This window comes from Draconibacterium sp. IB214405, assembly GCF_033963885.1.
Classification (GTDB): domain Bacteria; phylum Bacteroidota; class Bacteroidia; order Bacteroidales; family Prolixibacteraceae; genus Draconibacterium.
Map to the genome: position 1 here is coordinate 318049 of NZ_JAXBMA010000004.1, position 20015 is coordinate 338063.

Genomic DNA, 20015 nt, shown 5'->3' on the forward strand with positions numbered 1-20015 from the left:
GCTTGATTGTTCTATTTAAGTTCCTGTTAATTAATACTCGAAGAAATAAGTCAACAGTTTTGGTACACCATACCAATGTTCTGTTTTAACTAACTTGGTCATTTTTCCCTCAGCATCCAGTTCGTAAGAATAAGGAGGGAGGTCAATATCTCCCTCAAGTTCAGGATAGAGGAAACTTGTTCCCGACCAGACATATTTATGGAATAACAAGTCGTTCAGATAAGATGTACGCACGTCGTTTACGCCAATAAAAGGTGGTAAACCTTCAACAAAGGTTGGCATCAAAATCGGATCAAAACCGGTTCGGTACCTTCTGTTTTTATCCAAAATATCGTAGTAGCCATATCCTTCCCAAAATTCCGCGCAAATCTTTTCACCTTCTTCAAAGCCATCAACATATTTAATGTCTTTTATCTGTCTTTCGGCAATATAACTTGCAATGGTTCCATCTTCGTTGTACACAAACGATTCGGCCTGTATTTCTTCTCCTGTATCTTCAACCACTCCGCTACCGTAAGACCTTATCGTTTGAACCGTAATTTTTTCGAGTTGATTGGTACCACTGGTATAATAATAGCGGTTGTTTCTTTCGTACACATATGGATCGTCCCCGTCCTCTTCATATGAATACTTCAGGAAAGTTACATTTCCATCTTCATTATACTCGAGATTCCAGTTACTATAATGCCGGTTGTTGATATTGAACATGAAACTATCCAGACGGCCCGTTAATTCATCGTAATAGAAATCAATTCCTCCCTCTGTACCAAGTCGTTCCATCACATATTTCATCCGAACAGGTTTTGCTAAAAATCCTCTTAAAATGAAAATTTCGGTAATTCCTCTCTGACCGATATTGTCGACAACGATGATCTCGAATTTGTATTCTTTATCAGCCTCCAAACCGGTAAAAGAAAAAACTTCATCGAGTTCATATTCCGAAATGGCGCTATCGGGCACAATAGTTCTCAGTTCCTCTCCTTCAAACACAAAAATGATTGAATCGATGGTGTTCATTCCTGTGGTAATTGTCCCTTTAAAACCGTATGAAGGTGCGGTTAATGCCACATTTGTTCCGCCGACCAACGACAACTCGGGGAATGAAAACTTCTTAACGTTTACAATAAACCCTCGGTTAAAACTACGGTTATCGTTATCAACCACCTTAATTACGTAAGTAAGTGTGGTGTCGACAAGAATTTCGCGAAGATCGATTTCGTAGGTAAATTCAAACTCCGTTTCATTAGTATAACCAGTGATTTCTTCAATCAATGAATAATCGCGGCCGTTCAATACTTCAATTTTTGCCACACCGTTTGGCACATTCATCAGCAAATTAATATCGTAGTAATCGGCTGTATCGCGACGAACATCTACTTCGCGGTCACTTTGTAAATCAAATCCCGGGTCAGGAAAAGTAATATCCTGGTTACAAGCCATAATGGCGATTAAAAGAATCGCGATCCATAGTAGGGGTTTTATATTTTTTATTATCGAATTAACGGTCATACTGCTCAAATTTTAATTGTATAAAGTTGCCAGATCAGGATTATACGAAACGATGTCGATTCCCCATTCCATAAAGGTTTCAATCAGAATCTGAAATTTCTCTTTGATATACTCGGGATAATTTGCGAGCGCCTCAGCGTCGGTGTGAATCAATTCGTTAACGTAACTGTAGGCAAACATTCGTTTAGTGGGCACAAAATCGTAACCCGACTTTATTGCTTTATTAATGGTTTGGCCTTCAACAGTAATATTGGTTAAACCGTTGGGGGCGTTATAAAAATAGCGTGCATCAATAAAACCTTTTTCAAAAAACCAGCTTTTGTCTACCAGGCCGTATTCATCCACAACGTTTCCTTCTTCCTCATACACTTCACCAATATTACGATCCAAGTAGGCCGAACTGTAATCGTAGAAACTAAGCGGTAGCTCGTTGTACAAATCGTGCGTGTCCATGGTGTAGGTTAGAAACAGGAAAAAGTTATCATTTCGGTACTCGCTGTAGCGTTGAGCACTGTTTTCTACCACCATGCGGTTAACACCAAAAGCAAAAGAATGATCGTTGCCAAGCGAGTGCAACACTCCTTCGCCGGTGTCTGTGGCACGCGAGTCGGATAAGTCTAACATATCCATTAAACCAACGCTTGGTGTACTAATTTCGTCACACACCAATACTTTATACGGAAGGTAATCAAGAATATAGGCTGTGTTGTAATCGGTTCCGTTAAAGCTGATATTTTCTTTAAAATACTGGAATACATTTTCACTCAGAAAGTCGAGAGCAAAATCCACATCGGCAGCATCCAGCATTTCTATATCCACCTTTTCCCATTTGGCTGCTTCACTCCTACTTGATGCGGTATAGGCAAAATCGAGTGTAAAGTCGAAGTCATATAAAATGCCACAACCGTAGTTTTCATACATGTCTTTTACCAACGATTTTGATAAATCGACCTGTGCAGCAACTCTGTCCTCATCCACCAACGATGGTGTTAACGAAGATTCCTCCTCGCAGGAATAAATGCTTAATGCGATAAGTATACCAGCTATAATATTTTTGTACTTCATCATTCAGTTTTTCTTCGTGTTAACCTTACAAATTTTCCTTAACAGGTAGTTTCTCTAAACGCTCGTTGTTACGAATCAACGGATTATTCTCCCGCTCCTGCAAAGGAATGGGCAAGGTATAATTCGGATCGTCGGATAAAAGCGTGTATGTTTCTACTCCGTATTTTTGAGCTGAACTGTTCACCAGTGTGAAAACATGTTTAATCTCCGGGCGGTTTTCCATTCTTCGCAAATCGAACCAACGATGATGGTCTTCGAAACACAACTCCTTACGACGCTCAGTTAATATAAAATCGAGCACTTCGGCCTGGGCTTCCGGAAATTCGATAACCGACATATCGCTGTACCGGCGTTGTAACAAGTCTGATACATCGTTTATGGCTTCACCGGTTTGTCCGAGCTGAGCGTAGGCTTCGGCACGGTTCAGATAAGCTTCACTTACCCGGTAATTTCCATATCCCAGTTCGGTAAAGTCGCTCGAATATTTTTTGGTAATATAATACTCCGCTGTTCCAACAGTATTAATCCCAAAAAAGGCCACTTTACGTGCATCTTCATCCTGGTAGAGGTTGTACAATTCAGGGCTTGAACTGTAACCTGTTACAGTTTGCGACGAGCTTGTAAATACGGGGCTCAGCGTGTAAAACGAATACAGGATTTCGGTGTTATCTTCAGTTACAAATACGTTGGCAGCATTCATTCGCGCCAGACTTCCGTTGCTGATTACCTTTGTTGCAAAGTCGATTGCTTCTTCCCAGTTTTTCTGATACAATTTAACACGCGACATTAAAAGGTTGCAGGTATTTACATCGGGATGCCACTTACTTTTCTCGATTCCACTATTAAAAATCAGTTCTGTAGCCAGCGTTAAATCTTCCTCGATTTGATTGTAGCATTCGCGAACAGTGTTTCTGTAATACACCTGCTCAACTGCAATGTTTGTACGTAAGGGAACGCCCAAGTCGGCATCGGCAGTTTCGTCGTTAAAGGGTTGTCCGTATAAATTAAGCAAATTAAAATAGGAATGTGCCCTTACAAAATACGCTTCACCTTTAATGTAATCCTTTTCTTCCTGTTCACCATCGGCATCATCAATTTGCTCAATTACATAATTGGTAATGGCAATGTCTTCATATATTTCTCGCCAGGCTCTGTTTATGCTCGACAATTCATCCCCTTCTTCATCAATTTCAATCTCGCGTTGCCAGGTATAAACCGTTTTCCGCGAAACTTTTGTATCGCTTAGCGCATAGTCCACTTCGGTCATATTATCCGTCATGTAATCAATCGTCTTGAAAATCGGATATTCCTTATTGAACTCTTTTAATAAAAGGGCGGCGTAATGATCTGTTTTCTCAGGAACAAGCTTATCCTGATCCACTTCATCTAAAAAATCGGTACATGCTGAAGCAATAATCAACAGAACCAAAAACATCATATATCTAATATCTATTCTTCCCATCATGTTCATTTTTTAGAAACTCATATTTACACTAAATCCGTAATTTGGAAGGGTTGGTAATCCCAGTCCGATAACCTGTTCCGGGTCTTGTCCCTTTAACTTTTTGTCAAGCGACCACACGGCTATGTTACTCATTCGTAAACTCAGGCGAGCGTTCTTCACATTAATTTTTTCGCTGATAGTAGAAGGTACCTGGTACGATAATGAGAACGACTGCCAACGAATGTGATCGCCTTTTACTACTCGTGCATCACTGTAATCGTACATCCACCAGGCTGAAGTCCCTGACGGAACCACATAACCCAAATTACTCACATAATTGTCCGATGTCGGATCGTTTGAGAACAGGAGTGTTTCATCGCTCAAGCCCGGGATACTTGTATATTGTTCGTCGCCCGGGTTGCGCCAGCGGTCGTTAAACTCTGCCCGAACATTTTCGTAGGGGTATGGCATATTCTGATTACCGTTGTATAATTTCAGTAATCGTGTTTTATACCCCAGTTTATAGGTAAAATTCGCAGAAACAGTAAAACTCTTATATTTCAGTTCTGTACCAAATCCACCATAATAAAGTGGGATCCTGCTTCCTTCGTATTTTAATACACTTTTCAGGTGCTCGTCAATACTGCCACCCGTTTCGTCAACCAGATTTTTAAATGTTGGCAAACCGCTTTCATCCAAACCATCAAACTGGTACGAAAAGAATCCGTTCGACGGGAAACCGGTTGTATAAACTGTACCGTTCAGATAATCGCTAACCGACAGGTTCTGACTGGTTGCTTCCTCAAATCCTTCGAGTACACGGTCTTTGTCGTGCGAGAAATTCAGGTTGGTACTCCAGCTAAAGTCTTTACTTTTCACGTTTACCGTACGAATACTGAATTCGTAACTCTGCACGTCTTTACTTCCGGAGTTGTACAAATAGGCGGCACTACCGTTAACCAGCGAAATTGGTCGTGTTTGCAACAAATCGGTACTTTTCGAATAGCTGTAATCGAATGCCCCACTAATTCGTCCGTTGTACATCGAATAGTTCAATCCGAGGTTAAACGTACCGGTTCTTTCCCAGCGTAAAGTCGCATTAGGGAATTGCGACAGTGAAGCAATATTTTCGGAATAATAATTGGCATCGTTTTTACCGTAGTCGCTAATAATCAGATAAGGACTTGCGTTTGGCATCGATCCTCTGAAACCAAACGACGAACGCAGCGACAATTGTTCAAATACATTGTCGTTATTCCAGAATGCTTCGTTATGGATGTTCCAACGTGTTGAAACCGACCAAACCGGTTTAAACTTGTATCTTTCGTACTGACCGAAAGTATTCGATCCGTCGCTACGTAGGTTGAAGTTCAACACATAACGGTTATCGTACACATAGTTGAAAATACCAAACACCGACATGCTGTTTTGTACCTTGTCCGTAATACTTGGATAAACATCCAAACCACCGGCATTGGTCAGCCACGAGATCATGTATTTATATTCGTACGAATTTACATCGAGACCAACGATCGACTGATCTGTTGTATATTTTACAGCCGGCAACACAATAAAACTTCTTCCCTGGCTGTGGTTATATCCCGGCGACAACCAGCCGGTTGATCCCCAGAATTTGGTTGAACGTGCTTCCTGCGCGAGGTTAATATTCAGTACATGTTTCGAATTGAAAACCTTGTTGTAGTTTAACTGGTTGGTGATCGAAGTGGATTTCTGATCGACCATACCGCCCGAATAAATTCCTCCAAAAGGAACCATAGCATCGTTGGCAACACTGGTTTCGTCGAAATCGTTGTAATCAAAATAGGTTCGCAGTTTCGAGATATAAAATGTTTCTTCGGTAATGTACTCTTCCGACATGTTGGTCGTGTTCCTGTAACTGATCTGACTTTGAAAGCGGAAGTTGTTCAGGAATTTCCATTGCAGATTACCGGAAATGGTAAAACTTTTATTGGTAATGTTGCGCTGCGAATTTTCGATCTCGTTTAATACATTGTACCCACCGTAAATCCGTGTTCCATCCCGTCGGCGGTAAATCTCCTGGCTCTGGTAGAATAAATCTCCATCCTCTTCGTAAACCGGAATTGTGCGGCTGGTATAATAAGCTTCGTTAAATACGTTAATTGAATTGTGGTTGTATTCGGCTTCCTGAACCGAACCGCTGAACTTTAACGACACCAACAAATTGTCGGTAATATCCAAATCGAGGTTTGAACGGCCTGTAATACGATCCAGTCCAACACCTATTTCCGGACCTTGCTGATCGTCGTATCCAACCGAGAAATAGTAGCGCATATTATCTGAACCACCGGACGCACTAATAGAGTGCTGCTGCTGTAGCGATGGCTGATACAGGGCATCGAACCAATCCGCATTTAAAGTTTCGAGGTATGAAACCTGATTCTGGAACTGATCGAAATTATAGGTACCGTTCCACAATTGTTTTAAAGCACCTTCGTAACCCAGGTAATCAAGATTGGCATAACTGCTTACTGTTCCAAGGTTTTTTTCGTACATCTCGCGCGACAGGTCGATACGTTCTTTTGAATTCATCAGGTACATATCGGTATACCGTGGTCGATCTACAAAACTAAAACTTCCCTGGTACGAAATACTTGGTTTTCCAACTTTCCCGCGTTTGGTGGTAATTACAATAACACCGTTAGCTGCACGGGTACCATAAATGGCAGTTGCCGATGCATCTTTCAGTACATTTATCGATTCAATATCTTGTGGATTAACTCCGGTAAGCGCGTTGCCAATAAGATTAATATTATCGAAACTGTTAATTTCTGCTGCACTCAGCGGAACCGGATCTTCGTAAATCACCCCGTCAACTACCCAAAGCGGCGACTGGTTTCCGGTGAAGGTACTACCGGCTCTTACTCTTACTTTTGCTGCTGCACCGGGAGTAGAACTCACATTCGACACCATTAATCCGGTAGCTTTACCAACCAGCATTTCATCAACTGAAAGGGCTCCAATTTCGTCTAAGTCATCACCCTCGATAGTAGAAATTGCACTGGTAACTTCCCTTTTATCAATAACCTGGTAACCGGTTACAACCACCTCGGCAATTTCTTCAAACTGAGGTTTCATTTGAACGTTTAATATTCTTTTATCACCGATTTCAACTTCCTGCTGTTCGTATCCGATAAAAGAAAAATACAAGGCGTTGAATGAGTCCGGAATACGAATCTGGAAATTTCCGTCGATATCGGTTATGGTACCCAAACCAGAATTTTTTACGTTTACATGAACTCCGGGGATTGGCACACCATCCTCGTCAACCACGGTTCCCATAATTTGTTTTACGGTTTGACGTTGTGGCGCTGCACCTTTTTTAATGGTAATAACATCGCCAACCAGCTCGTAGGTATATCCTGAGTTTTTCAGCACTTCATCAAGCACTTCCTTAACGGTGACATTTTCTTTTTGAATGGTGATATTGTCGATTGCCGACACCTTATCATCATTAAAAAAGAAGCCATAAGAAGTTTGCGTTCTTATCTCTTTAAAAATATAGTCGATATCAACATTCTGAGCACTGATACTGATCTTTTCGGTTTGCGCATGAACAATCCCCGACCAGGTTAAAATTCCAAATAAAAAAATAAATCTTAATATTTTCATGTTCCTTATTTTCTACTGCGCCCGGAATTGGATCCCGGCAAATTATGTCGACACCGACAATTAAAAAAAGACTAAAATAAACAGGGTAAACTACTGCTGGCTGATTACCAGAGTTTGTTCCTCCTCTTCCAAAACAACCTTTAACGACTTTTCAACCTCCAGAATTTTCAGGAAGTCGGCAAGATTGCTGTAGCGTTTCAAATCGCCTGTAAACCGTATCTCACCAACACCTTCTTCCTCAAAACGGTAGTCAATGTCGTACCATCTACTGATCTTACTCATTAATGAGCTTAAAGGTTCGTTATTGAATACGAAGCGACCGTCTTTCCATGAACTGTATTCATACGGATCGACCTGATCGCGTTTCATATCGTTGCTGTTAATATCATAAACAACCTGTTCGTTGGGTTCCAAAAATTCAGTATGAACCTGTCCGTCGCCTTCTTCGATTTCAACCTTTACTTTTCCTTCTACCAGCGTGGTAAAAATGCGGTCGTCCTGCTCATAAGCCGAAATGTCGAACTCGGTACCAAGAACAGTTACCTGCTGCGATTTAGAAACTACAACAAATGGCCTTCTTTCGTCGCGTTTTACATCGAAATAGGCTTCACCTATCAACTCAACTTTACGCTGATCGGCTGAAAAGATTCTGGGGTAGGTTAATTGCGATTCAGAATTTAACCAAACCACGGTACTGTCTTCCAATACCAGTTGATACTCGCCTCCACGCGGTACACGTAATATATTTTTAACCGTATCAAGCGGAACTATTTTCTGCGGTTCGTAAAGCAAAATCCCTTCGTTGTTCGATATTTTAATGTTATCATCTTCAACAACAGTATTCTTAATCGCCTCGAGGTTAATAACCTCACCGTCAGGCAAAATCAGTTCAGCGGTTGTTCTTCCCGGGTTAATATTTATTTCTTCGGCAAGCAATTCATTATCCGAAAACGGGTTATCCCACGGTCCGAAAACCATCATAAGACCAAGTACAAAAACGGCAGCAACCGATGCAACAGCAGAATAGATTTTTATACGAAGATTTTTTGTTGCGGCTCTTTTCTCTATCTCCATACTTTTGATAAAAAGCCGCCATTCTTCGTCTAAATTAATGCTGTCAATAATCCGGTTTCGCTCAGCACGATTTTTCTCATCGCCAAGCTCATCCAGAAGTTTTTTGTTGCCGTTATCTGCCATCCAATCCTGCATTTCGGCCTGTTCTTCCTTGTTTAATGTACCAAGGAAGTACTTTGCCAGCAATTTGGACGAGGCAATCTGACGCAATATTTTATCTCTCAATCTCATTAATATATTTCATTAATAATCGTATGTAGGACGCAAGTGTTTACAATGCGGGTGACATCTGTGCATTTAATTGAAGAAATCAATCAATTGTATAAAAACGATAAACATAAACTGGCTGCCCAGTTTTTCGCGTAAAGCTTTATAAGCTCTTTTTTTAACCGTTTTTACGGTATTTATCGACACCGATAATTTTTGTGCGGTCTCTTCATTTGTCATTCCCTGAAGGGTAAGTTTAATTACTTTTCGTGCCTGAGGCGATAATTCTTTAATGGCCTCGTGTAACAAACTGAAGGTTTCTTCGCGTAAAATTTCTTCGAGTATTCGTTTTTCGGAAGGCAAATGCAGGTGTTGTTCAAGCGGATCTTTTGTAATTCGCTTTTCTTTTCGCAGCAAGCTGTAACAGGCATTTCGTACCAGTACATACAAGTATGCTTTTAGCGAATTCTCGGTAGCAAAATTTTCGTCGGGATTTTGCCAAAGTTTTATAAAAGCCTCTTGTGCAATGTCTTTCCCCTTGTGTTCATCATCTAAAATACGGGTAGCCAACACACACATCGACGGGAATAGCTGATCAAAAAGGATTTTGAACTCCTTACTATTATATAATACCTTCTTACCGGCTATTATCATTTACGGCTAAATTAAATTGCTACAAAGATAGGATAAAAAATGGCTGTTATTAATAACGAATATTAATAACGAACCGGGTTATCCAATAGTACATCATTAAGTCATTTAAGATAATAAAACTTGCCTTTTATAATAACAAGGAACGCTATATGGCTCTTTTATTGTGGATTAAGTTAACATTCTGTAACTAATAAACAGTTGACCGGCTGTCTTCCCAAAACGATCAAATGCTTACTAAATTCTCGGCAATCGAATCCTTAACAAAAAAAACAACAGGAAATATCATCTTTTTAAGATTTTTTGTCACCCGATATGCAACTCCTATGCGTCGTTCATACGTACAGAATTATAAGTAAATTCTAATTTTAAATTAAATATTATGAGAAAAATTTACCTTTTTGTTTTAATAATCTTGTTGGGAGTAAGCGCTAAAGCCCAATATGTAAATCTGGTGGCTAATTCTGCCGACGGCGAATTAAGCACCAGCCCTGCTGATATAATCGCTGTTGGAGACGAACTGGTTTATAGTGGTAGGTATAATTACTACGATTACTACAGTACTTTTTTTGGCGAGATTGTTACAAGAACCGGTTACGATACTGAGATGTTTATTTTTAATGCCGCTAGCGATACTATTTCAATTATCGACCTTAATACAGAAACCTCTGAGGCAACCGATGCAATGGGGGAAACATATACAAAATACACCAGTTCTTATTTCGACAATCCAATCGTTTACAACAATGTATTGTACTTTGAGGCTCAAACTAATGACACAACCCGATTGTTTCAATATGTACCTGGATCAGGAGCTCCTACTGCTGTGACTAATACACTGTTTAACTCTCCACAAATTCATAACGACACCTTGTATTTTTGTGAGGGTGGAAATGCACCAATTGGATATCTTGATGGAGCTTCCGTGGTAACCTTTTCTGCAATGGACACCTTAATTGATGTGTACAATTACGAGTTTACAATGCTCAACAATAAATTCATTGTTTCAGGCGAGGATGAAAAAACCAGCGCAGGTAACGAGCTTTATGTTTACGATCCGGCTCAACCTGACACTGTTGTTTTGTTAGCAGACATAAATGTTGGCTCAAGCAGGTACGATGATGCAAATGTGAGATACCTGACAAATGCTGGTGAAAAGGTTTATTTTAGGGTTTATACCTATAAAGGAACAGCCAGTGGTAGCACAGCTTATACCATCTGGGAAACTAACGGAACTTCGGAAGGAACAGTTCCTGTTGATGCAATCAATTCACAAATCGACAGTTTGAGCGCAGAACTCCTTTTTGCTGATGACGACATGCTTTACTTTTATGCTTCTGTTGGAGGATCGAGTACACACAGACAACTTTTCTCTTACGATACCTCGTCAGGTGTAGTGACTCATCTTTCTGCCAATGCTGATGAAAGACATTATCCGAAAGATATGGCGAAACTTGACGGTGTAATTTATTATGCCGGAAGTAAAGATTCAAGATCTTTTCTTTACAAAATCGAAGGTTCAGGTGTAGAGCTTGTAGATTCATTGGTTTTCGATGTTGAAAACCTTACTGTTTATGATGGTAAACTCTATTTCTCAGGAAATATGATGCTTCAGTCTGAAGAAGGTGGTTTTGTTGAAACAGGTGCAGAATTGATGGTTTACGATCCAAACAATACAACTGCCGTTAACCCATACCTATCTGACTTAACTTTGGCCGACACAACAATCGACGGATTTAGTACTTTCACCGGATCATACGAAGTAATTTTACCTGTTGGAGGTACTGCTGCTACAATTGGAGGAACACCAGCCGATCCGGCAGCCACTGTTACTGTTACACAAGCAACTGCGGTTCCTGGCGTTGCTACCATCGAGGTAGTTGCTGCTGATGGAGTAACAAGTCTTACTTATTCGGTTAATTTCCGTGAAGTTTCAACTGATGCTACTTTAGCTGAATTGAATGTTGCAGATACATTAATCGCCGGATTTGATCCTGCTGTTACCAGCTACGAAATTAAAATCACTTCCGACTCAATGGAAATTCCTGAGATTTCGGGTGTTGCTTTCGATATGAATGCTACAGTTACCGTAGTTCAGGCCGACACACTTCCTGGAACTGCAACTGTTACTGTTGTAGCCGAAGACGGAACAACTGAAATTGTTTACACCATTAATTTTGTTGAAACAATTACAGCGGTTGATGCTGTTTTTGAATCTCAGTTTAACGTTTACCCAACGGTAACCAATCAACACTTTAATGTTGATTTAGGAAGCAACAAAACAGCAAGAATTAGCGTATTCAGCCTTACAGGGCAAATGATATTAGATAAAGAATTCCACGAGTCACGTGCAAAAATAAATGTTGACAAAGCCGGAATTTACCTGATTCGTGTTGCTAACGAATCGGAAATGAAAACATTTAAAGTTATTAAACAATAGAATAGGTTTAATAAATAGTTTCACTCAGAAAAGGGCCCGCCTGTATTTAAGCGGGCCTTTTTATATTTGCAGCGATTTAATTCAATTACAATTTTTATACGATGAAAAATCTGTTCATATTTTTAATGCTGACGCTGGCAATACAGGCACAATCTCAGGAATCATTTCAATCGCTTTGCGATATGGCTCAGAAGGAGGTTGATGCTCAGAATTATGAAAAAGCAATCGAATTCTACGACAAAGCTTTAACGCTTAAAACCGACGACGGTACAAAAATGCGTTGGACTGCTTCGCTGGCAAGTGTTTGTGCATCGCACCTTAACGATGAACAGCTGGTATTAAAATACAATAACATTGCAATTGATTACGGATCGAACGATGTGTTTATGATGGACCAGCAACTGGAACTGGCAGAGAAATTTAAAGACGTAAACACTACCGAAAAAGTGCTACTTGCTGCAAGAAACCTGGATGGAAAGTACAAGAAATACAGTTTAAAACTGATGTACTTTTATTACAAAAACAAAAAATATACTGAAACCCTGATAACAGCAAATGAAATTTTAGGTATTGATTCGGACAATGTAAATGCGATGACCTATAAAGGACTGGCATTAAACGCCAACGGAAATACTGAAGAGGCACTGGAAAACTTTATGGCTGTTCTTGCTATTTCTCCCGACAACCTGAACGCGAATATTCAGGCCGGAATGATCAACTTAAACAAGGCACGATCGTTATGGGACACTGCGAATAAGAACTACGAGAAAAAGCAATCGCCAACAGCCCAGGAATACCACGATTACAAAAAAGAAATTGGGAAAGCAAAACCGTATTACGAAGCGTGTTTGCCCTTGCTTGAAAAATATAATGCGGCAAAAAACCAAAGCTCAGTAACAGCTGCTATTAAAGAAGCAAAAAGCCGTATAGAGGATTTAAATAATTTATAGTCCATTACAATTTAAAGCCCCCAGCCTTTTACACTTTATCTATAAAGTTAATCCCACACTTTATACCGTTCAGAACGGAAGAACACCTTGTATTCAAACAATTAGCTTTCCGCAAACAGAAGTATTAATATTCTTCGTAGCTTCTTCCCCCACTCTAATTTCATCAATTAGATGGTCGTTATAATGTCCATCCTTCATCAGCCCGGATTGACGGTTTTATGAAATAAAAAACCGCCGTTCAAATGAATGAACGACGGTTAATCCTAACCAAAATTAATCTATGAAATTGATCACTATTTTGTTCTACCTGTCCACCAAACTGGTGTATCGTGGTTGTTTTTACCTGCTACTGCAGCGAAGTTATCCGGGTTAGTGGTTTCTTCGCTTGAAGGATAATAGAATCTTTCCATCCAAACCCATTTATCAGAAACTGGTGCAAGAATACCATAATCTTTTTGCAGACGTCTGGTTTCGCTCCAAATCTCCCAATAGTTAAGAATGTTCAGGTGAGCAAATTTCTGATAGAAAATCTCTTTAATTTTATCGTCATCGCTCATCTGGCTGAAAGAATCACCTTTACCTTCCAGGAATGCGTCAGGAGCTGGTTGTGCAGCGTATGATCCATCCATAATGTTAGCTGGAATTGCAGGTGACGAAGTCACATCAAAAGTGTTCGATTTGTTGGTCTGGTAATACCAGTCGATTGATTCTGCAATCGCTTTTTTGTATTCCTCAACAGGATCGATACTACCTGCCGAACCAGGGAAACGAATTGCAGCCTCAGCCAACAACAAGTGAGTTTCTGTTGGTGTGAAGGCAGGATATTTCATATCGAAGTTATAATAAGTTACCTTATTATAGAACGAGAAATATGGCTCCAGGTGATCGTCGTATGCCCAATCTTTTGCATTGTTAATACGGTCTTCGTCATATCCCAAGGCCTGCATATCTGATTCGATTTCAGGGAACTGATCGTCGCCCCAAACATCAACACCAACGTAATCGCCCCACTGGTTTGGCTGGAATACAGTGTATAAACGTGGGTCGATCTGATCTTCAGGAGTATCAGGACCATCGTAACCAAAGATATCTTTTACCATAAATCTTGGTGCGTGGAAGTTGTACCACATTTCTTTCATAGCACGTGGCCAGTACCACTCCATTACGTGTGCGTAATCTTTTTCGGCCATACCGATAAAGTCTGCAGCCTCAGTAACCAAAGGAAGATCGTTACCAACAATGTCAGCAATTACTTCCTGCGATTTTTCAGGTGCAACACCCGAAATTCGGATGGCCATACGCAAACGCATTGAGTTGGCAAATTTACGCCACTTCAAAACATCACCGTTATTCAAAATATCGTGAACACGGAATTTTTCGTGCGCCAACGAAGTATTAAGATCGGTAGCAGCCAGTGCTGCGTCGATTGTTTTCAATTCGTCTAACAACGACATATAAATAGACTCCTGAGTATCGTATTTCGCCCAGAATTTCTTTTCGTAAGCACCGTTAGCTTCTGTATACGGTACATCGTCGTAAATATCAGTTAAACGCTGAAACATGTAGGCTTTAACCACATTAATACAGTGCACGTAAATTTCGTAGTCTGGTTTTTCTTCTTCCGACAAACCATTCAACATCAAATTCAGTACAGGAATGTTTTTGTTAAAATCTACATAAGTTTTGTTAAACTGAGTATTTCTAAGCGTTGCACCCGACCAGCCAGTCCAGGCTGTTACACTGTTATCAGGTACAGTGTTGTAATAAGCATAAGGGAAAGTTCCCAAACCTAATACGCGGTTAAAAGCACGCGACTGGTGGTAGCCAGGACCGTACTCCAGACGGAACAACTCGGTAGGTTGAAGTGCCCCGGTAAACAACATCTCGAAACTTGGTTCGGTTTGTTTCTCCGGGTTATAGAATTCATCTTCCAGTGTATCCTGACAAGACGAAAAGACTAAAAACATCGAGACAAAAGCAACAAGGGCTTTTCTGGTGTTTATTATATTTTTCATTTTAATCTTCATGATCTTCGTGTATTAAAATCCTAATTTAATTTCACATCCAAAACTTCTTACGCCTGGCATACCTGAGTATTCAGTGAATTCATTTGTACCTGCGTACGACTCAGGAGTAACGTTTGGAGCATCTTTGTACAGGTAAGCAATGTTGTTACCAAATACCGAAATGCGCGCACGTGTTAAAAATGTTTTATCCATAACCTTTTTAGGCAACTCGTAACCAAGTGTGATTCTTCTGAATGAGATATAATCACTCTTGTAAATTGCATCTTCAGTAATATCCATATAACCTTGCCAGTAAGTATTTTCGTAGTACTCCTGTGCTGAAATAAGAATATCGTTTTCAGAACCGTCAGATTTTACACCCGGAAGGATTACACCGTCGTGCAGGATAAAGTCGTATTTTGAATCGGCTGGTGTTGCTGCGCTGTGCGATTCCAAAAGAATTTTTTGGTTATCGGTATTTACGTAGTAAGCCAAACCGCCACGCTCTTCATCACGATATTTTAATGATTCTTTTCCTGTTCCGTTACCTTTCAGGTACATGTTTGTTTGCGAAATCAAAGTTCCGCCAAACTGGAAATCAAGGTCAAAATCAAGATAAATATTCTTGTAAGAGAAACTGTTGCTCAAACCACCGGTAAGGTCAGGTAATTGTTTACCAACTTTAACTTGTTGCTCGGTGTCGAACGCGTAAACACCATTCGATCCAACAACCAGGTTACCGTTATCGTCGCGCAACCAAGGATTGATGTAATACTCACCGTATTCGCCACCAACGTGTGCTTCGCGGCTTGCACCTGTAACACCCCACAATGGAAGAACTTCAACTCCGTCAGATAACTCTTTAATTTTAGTGTTATACTGCGCTAAGTTCAAAGTTGTGCTCCACTGGAAATTGCGAGTTAAAACCGGTTTACCTGTAAGTTGTAATTCAACACCCGAGTTTTGAGTGTTACCGGTATTTACACGAATTTTGTTTACACCTGAAGATTTAGGTACATCCAATGCAAGAATCTGGTCGTAGATATTTGCAGTAAACCAAGAGAAATCAACTCCAATTCGGTTTTGCTCGAAGAAGTTCAATTCAAAACCAAGTTCCAATTCTCTTTTTCTTTCCGGTTTCAGGTTTTCAGGAGGTAATTTTCCTTCTGCGATACCTGCTTCAAAGTCGGCAGGAGGCATTTCGCTTGATGCAGTTGCATAAGCAATACCACCGTAAGAGTTAATATCGAAAGCAAGGTTACCAAAATAAATCGGACCTGGACGACCTACGTCAGCAAACGAAGCTCTGGCTTTTGCATACTGAATAACTTCAGGTAAGTCAAGTGTCTCGCTGGCAATCCACGATAAACTTGCACCAGGATAGAAGTAGCTGTTGTTTTCAGGAGGCAGAATTGACGACCAGTCATTTCTTCCCTGGATTTCAACAAATAACTGATTTTTGTACGATAACTGAGCAGATGCCAACACACCGTATAAAACGCTTGAAGAACGGTAACCACCACCTTCAGCTTTTACGTCGTTACTACTGTTAGCCAACGAGAACCAGTTTTCAACCAAGAAGTTATAAGCTTTTGCTGAAACAGTACGGTCAGAGAAATTTTCGTAAACAAAACCAACTAAACCGCTGATACGGAAGTCTTCGTTAATTTCTTTATCGAAGTTCAGGTAAGCGTTGTTGTAAAGGTTGAAAATGTTACGTTCTGCAACCGAGTACCATCCCTGCTGATTATCTTCGCTTAATGGTCTGATTACTTTTTCTTTGTTCTCATTCATCTTTCTGGTCATATCGAAACCAGTACGTAAAGTAATCGATAACCAGTCAGTTAAGTCGATATTGGTGTTTAACGACTGAATAAGGTGATGTCTTGTTTCGTCGTAAGAGTTTTGTTTCTGACGCCAGTAGTAAGCCTGACTGATTTTGCCTGTCAGACCACCGGCAGCTTCTCTAAGTTCTTTGTCTCTGAAATACCAGTAAACACCTGTGTCATCAACAATGTTATTCGCCCACAAGTCAGTTTTCATATCACGGTTAATACCGTAAGTTACCAAACCATCCTGCATACGATATGGTGCATTATGGTTTAAAGTGTAGTAGTAGTTACTGATATAGTTGATCGAAATTCTTTTCGAAATATCCAGCTTTCCGTTGAAGCTGAAAATGTGGTTGTCCTGATCAGCACCAACTGCAGTACTTGTAAATTTTTTGTTGGTGTACGACACACGAACGTTACCCATATCGCCGGCATTGGAGATAGAGAAACCGTTGGTTTGTAAGTGTCCTGTCTGGAATAACTCTTTAAAGTTATCTTCCTGTGCAGTGTAAGGACGCATTTCGCCATCCCACCAAAGGATTTCACGTCCGTCCATTTTTGGACCGAAACCAGCTGAACCATTACCGTAATAAACCGGAGTTCTAACACCGTTTACGTCCTGGTATCTGAAACCGTCAGCATCAGTATCGGCTGCATTTGGCAATGCTGCACCAATACTAGAACCTGATCCGAATTCGTTTTGCAATTCAGGGAAGAAAGCCACCTGATCCCAGGTATAACTTGAGTTTACTTCAACACCAAGTCCTTTTTTCTTTGTTCCTGATTTAGTTGTGATCAGTACAACACCGTTTGCACCGGCATAACCGTAAAGTACAGAAGCTTTAGCACCTTTCAGAATCTCGATCGACTCGATATCTTCGGCGTTAATATCGTTAATACCGGTACCGGTATCACCACCTGTTCTGGTGTCTCTTCCTGTACCCGAGTTTTCGTCAAAGATTGGAATACCATCAACAACAAACAGTGGACGTGTTGATGATTCAGACGATAACGAAACTGAGTTACGAATGTTGATGATCATACCACCGGTTGGACCGTTGGCAGTACCCGAAACGCGTACACCTGCTGCTTTACCGTAAAGCGATGTAAGCGGGTTAACTGGGTTACCACTCTTTACAAGGTCGTCGGCTTTAATCGAACTCATTGAGTAACCAAGCGCTTTTTTCTCGCGTTTGATACCCAAAGCGGTTACAACTACCTCGTCAATACCCACTGCATCAGTCACCAAAGCAACATTAATAACAGAACGTGAATTCAACCGTTCTTCAACAGTTTTCATTCCCACAAACGAGTATACAATAATAGCATCTTCAGGAACCGAAATAGAGTAATTACCGTCGAGGTCGGTAATTGTTCCATTGTTTGTTCCTTTTTGAATAACGGAAGCACCCGGAATACCAAGTCCTTCTTCGTCGGTAACTGTACCAGTCACCCTCTGTTGCGCATAAGCACTACTTAGTAGCGCAAAGCACATCCCTAAAATCAAAAAAATCTTTCGCATAGATTTTGAATTTTAAATGAACTAGAAATAGATTAATACTTAGATTATTTATTCATATCGCTAAATAATTTTTGGAATAATTTGGCTGTAATTCCCAATAAACCGGAGTGTCGCCAGTTATTTGAGATTACGATTTTGGTATTTCCGGAAATCTGTTCCAAACAGTATTGATTTATCGATTGCTGAATAGGATTTAACACATACTGATTGGCCTCAGAAACCAATCCTCCTAAAACGATAACATCCGGATTTAGTAGCTGAATTGTGTCGGACAACGCTTTTCCAAGTGCCTGCCCAACATTATTTAATAGAGATATAGAAAGCTCGTCGCCTAACTTTGCTGCTGATATTATATCCCGTACAGTTATGTCTTCTGTATGGTTTTTAAATTTTTCAGTTAGTTGCGAGATTCTATTATTTTCTACTGCTTCGCGGGCTCTGTTTATCAACACATATGCTGATATTTCGGTTTCTAAACAGCCCCGTTTTCCACAGATACACAAGTCTCCGTCTTCTACAAATTTTATATGCGACAATTCGCCTGCAAAACCGCTTCCACCATTGTACAGGTTTCCATTAAGCACCATTCCTAAACCAACACCCCAGTTCCAGTTGATAATCATGGCATTTTTATAACCTTTGGCTTCGCCAAAAATAAATTCGCCATAAGCTTCCATGCGGGCGTCGTTGTTTACATAAACGATCTTGTCGAATTTCGAACTCAAACGTTCAGCAATATTTCGGTATTCTTCCTTTTTAATGGTATAGTTTACTCCCTGTTTCGAGTCGATCAAACCGGGCATAGCAATTCCTACCGCAAATACACTACTGTAATCAATAAAGTTATCTGTCAATATCTGACGCGATTCTGCGTACAATTTATCAACCAGGTTGTCATCATCGATTGAGGTTTGCACAATAGTAACCGGTGCCACCAGCTCGTTATGTGTATTGTACACACCAATCTTGCCACGGAAACGACCCAATTCGCAAGAGATAACAAATATGCTGTCGCGTTTTAATCCAAATAATGTTGGGCGTCTCCCACCTTTTGATTCACCGCTTCCACGGACTTCAACGAGCTTACTGTTACCAAGTTCTTTTAACAAAGAAATGGCCGTTGGTAAACTTACACCAATTTGTTTGGATAAAAATGTGGCTGAAAGTGTATCATTTTGATACAAAAGACTAAGGATCTTCTTCTTCCTTCGATAATTCTTTAGCGCATTGCCGGTGAGTTTCTGACCCTTTATATTTTCAAGAAGAATCATATTTTTGGAAACAGTCTAGTTTAATTAATCGCATGCAATTTAAGCAAATATTTAAACCAAAACCAAATCTTTGTTAATTTTTTTAGTAAGTATGCTAATATTACTTAATTAATTTCTCGAGAAGGACCAATAAATTAAGTATTCAAGTACTATTTACAATAAGGTATAAAAATGCAACGAATAGAATGCATTCAATTTTTCACCTACATTTCTACTTGACAATAACTTAAGCCAAATCGCCATCCTCATCTTATTCAGCATTATATACATAACATTGATTAGTGCTTATTAATTGTATTGTTCTGCCAGAGCTTTCAATTAAAGAAAAGGAGACAATACCCGATATAACTGATGCTCATTTCTGTTTAACGTAAATTAACAGTAAGATTTAAA

At 40.1% G+C, this 20015-nt stretch carries 11 protein-coding genes; 2 read left to right on the plus strand and 9 right to left on the minus strand.

All coding sequences use genetic code 11. The features are described from left to right. Positions 1-30: 30 nt before the first annotated feature. The 6 genes from SLH46_RS13890 to SLH46_RS13915 all read right to left on the minus strand — a co-directional run bounded on the left by SLH46_RS13890 (position 31) and on the right by SLH46_RS13915 (position 9604). Positions 31-1509: a hypothetical protein gene (locus tag SLH46_RS13890; protein WP_320281806.1), complete on the minus strand. Its 1479-nt coding sequence runs from the start codon at positions 1507-1509 to the stop codon at positions 31-33. A gap of 12 nt (positions 1510-1521) precedes the next feature. Beyond that, positions 1522-2577 carry a hypothetical protein gene (locus tag SLH46_RS13895; protein ID WP_320281807.1) on the minus strand — a complete coding sequence of 352 codons (1056 nt, stop codon included), beginning with the start codon at positions 2575-2577 and terminating at the stop codon, positions 1522-1524. 22 nt (positions 2578-2599) lie between these two features. Then, a complete protein-coding gene (locus tag SLH46_RS13900; protein ID WP_320281808.1) occupies positions 2600-4039 on the minus strand; it encodes a RagB/SusD family nutrient uptake outer membrane protein in 1440 nt (479 codons plus the stop codon). Between the two features lie 9 nt (positions 4040-4048). Further along, positions 4049-7669, minus strand: a complete 3621-nt coding sequence (locus tag SLH46_RS13905; RefSeq protein WP_320281809.1) for a SusC/RagA family TonB-linked outer membrane protein — start codon at positions 7667-7669, stop codon at positions 4049-4051. A 90-nt stretch (positions 7670-7759) separates the two neighbouring features. Beyond that, positions 7760-8974, minus strand: coding sequence for a FecR family protein (locus SLH46_RS13910; protein WP_320281810.1), 1215 nt, complete (start codon positions 8972-8974; stop codon positions 7760-7762). Positions 8975-9040: 66 nt separating this feature from the next. Then, positions 9041-9604 carry an RNA polymerase sigma factor gene (locus SLH46_RS13915; protein WP_320281811.1) on the minus strand — a complete coding sequence of 188 codons (564 nt, stop codon included), beginning with the start codon at positions 9602-9604 and terminating at the stop codon, positions 9041-9043. 379 nt (positions 9605-9983) lie between these two features. On the opposite strand from SLH46_RS13915, the gene SLH46_RS13920 reads away from it, so the two are divergent. Next, a complete protein-coding gene (locus tag SLH46_RS13920) occupies positions 9984-12041 on the plus strand; it encodes a T9SS type A sorting domain-containing protein (protein ID WP_320281812.1) in 2058 nt (685 codons plus the stop codon). 101 nt (positions 12042-12142) lie between these two features. Next, entirely contained in the window at positions 12143-12991 is an 849-nt protein-coding gene (locus tag SLH46_RS13925; protein ID WP_320281813.1) for a tetratricopeptide repeat protein, read from the plus strand. 293 nt (positions 12992-13284) lie between these two features. Here the strand turns inward: SLH46_RS13925 and SLH46_RS13930 are convergent, their stop codons facing one another. Genes SLH46_RS13930 through SLH46_RS13940 form a run of 3 tightly spaced genes read right to left on the minus strand, consistent with a single transcriptional unit; the run spans position 13285 to position 19622 of the window. Beyond that, positions 13285-15006 (minus strand): SusD/RagB family nutrient-binding outer membrane lipoprotein, encoded by a 1722-nt coding sequence (locus SLH46_RS13930; RefSeq protein WP_320281814.1) that lies wholly within the window; start codon positions 15004-15006, stop codon positions 13285-13287. 24 nt (positions 15007-15030) lie between these two features. Continuing rightward, positions 15031-18351: a SusC/RagA family TonB-linked outer membrane protein gene (locus tag SLH46_RS13935; protein WP_320281815.1), complete on the minus strand. Its 3321-nt coding sequence runs from the start codon at positions 18349-18351 to the stop codon at positions 15031-15033. A gap of 44 nt (positions 18352-18395) precedes the next feature. Further along, the gene (locus SLH46_RS13940; RefSeq protein WP_320281816.1) at positions 18396-19622 is read right to left on the minus strand and encodes an ROK family transcriptional regulator; all 1227 of its coding nucleotides are present in this window, start codon (positions 19620-19622) and stop codon (positions 18396-18398) included. Positions 19623-20015: the final 393 nt, after the last annotated feature.

Bases quoted from the DNA above. Each gene is read 5' to 3' on its own strand.
- SLH46_RS13890 (WP_320281806.1), bottom strand. From the start codon at position 1,509: ATGACCGTTAATTCGATAATAAAAAATATAAAACCCCTACTATGGATC.
- SLH46_RS13895 (WP_320281807.1), bottom strand. From the start codon at position 2,577: ATGATGAAGTACAAAAATATTATAGCTGGTATACTTATCGCATTAAGC.
- SLH46_RS13900 (WP_320281808.1), bottom strand. From the start codon at position 4,039: ATGATGGGAAGAATAGATATTAGATATATGATGTTTTTGGTTCTGTTG.
- SLH46_RS13905 (WP_320281809.1), bottom strand. From the start codon at position 7,669: ATGAAAATATTAAGATTTATTTTTTTATTTGGAATTTTAACCTGGTCG.
- SLH46_RS13910 (WP_320281810.1), bottom strand. From the start codon at position 8,974: ATGAGATTGAGAGATAAAATATTGCGTCAGATTGCCTCGTCCAAATTG.
- SLH46_RS13915 (WP_320281811.1), bottom strand. From the start codon at position 9,604: ATGATAATAGCCGGTAAGAAGGTATTATATAATAGTAAGGAGTTCAAA.
- SLH46_RS13920 (WP_320281812.1), top strand. From the start codon at position 9,984: ATGAGAAAAATTTACCTTTTTGTTTTAATAATCTTGTTGGGAGTAAGC.
- SLH46_RS13925 (WP_320281813.1), top strand. From the start codon at position 12,143: ATGAAAAATCTGTTCATATTTTTAATGCTGACGCTGGCAATACAGGCA.
- SLH46_RS13930 (WP_320281814.1), bottom strand. From the start codon at position 15,006: ATGAAAAATATAATAAACACCAGAAAAGCCCTTGTTGCTTTTGTCTCG.
- SLH46_RS13935 (WP_320281815.1), bottom strand. From the start codon at position 18,351: ATGCGAAAGATTTTTTTGATTTTAGGGATGTGCTTTGCGCTACTAAGT.
- SLH46_RS13940 (WP_320281816.1), bottom strand. From the start codon at position 19,622: ATGATTCTTCTTGAAAATATAAAGGGTCAGAAACTCACCGGCAATGCG.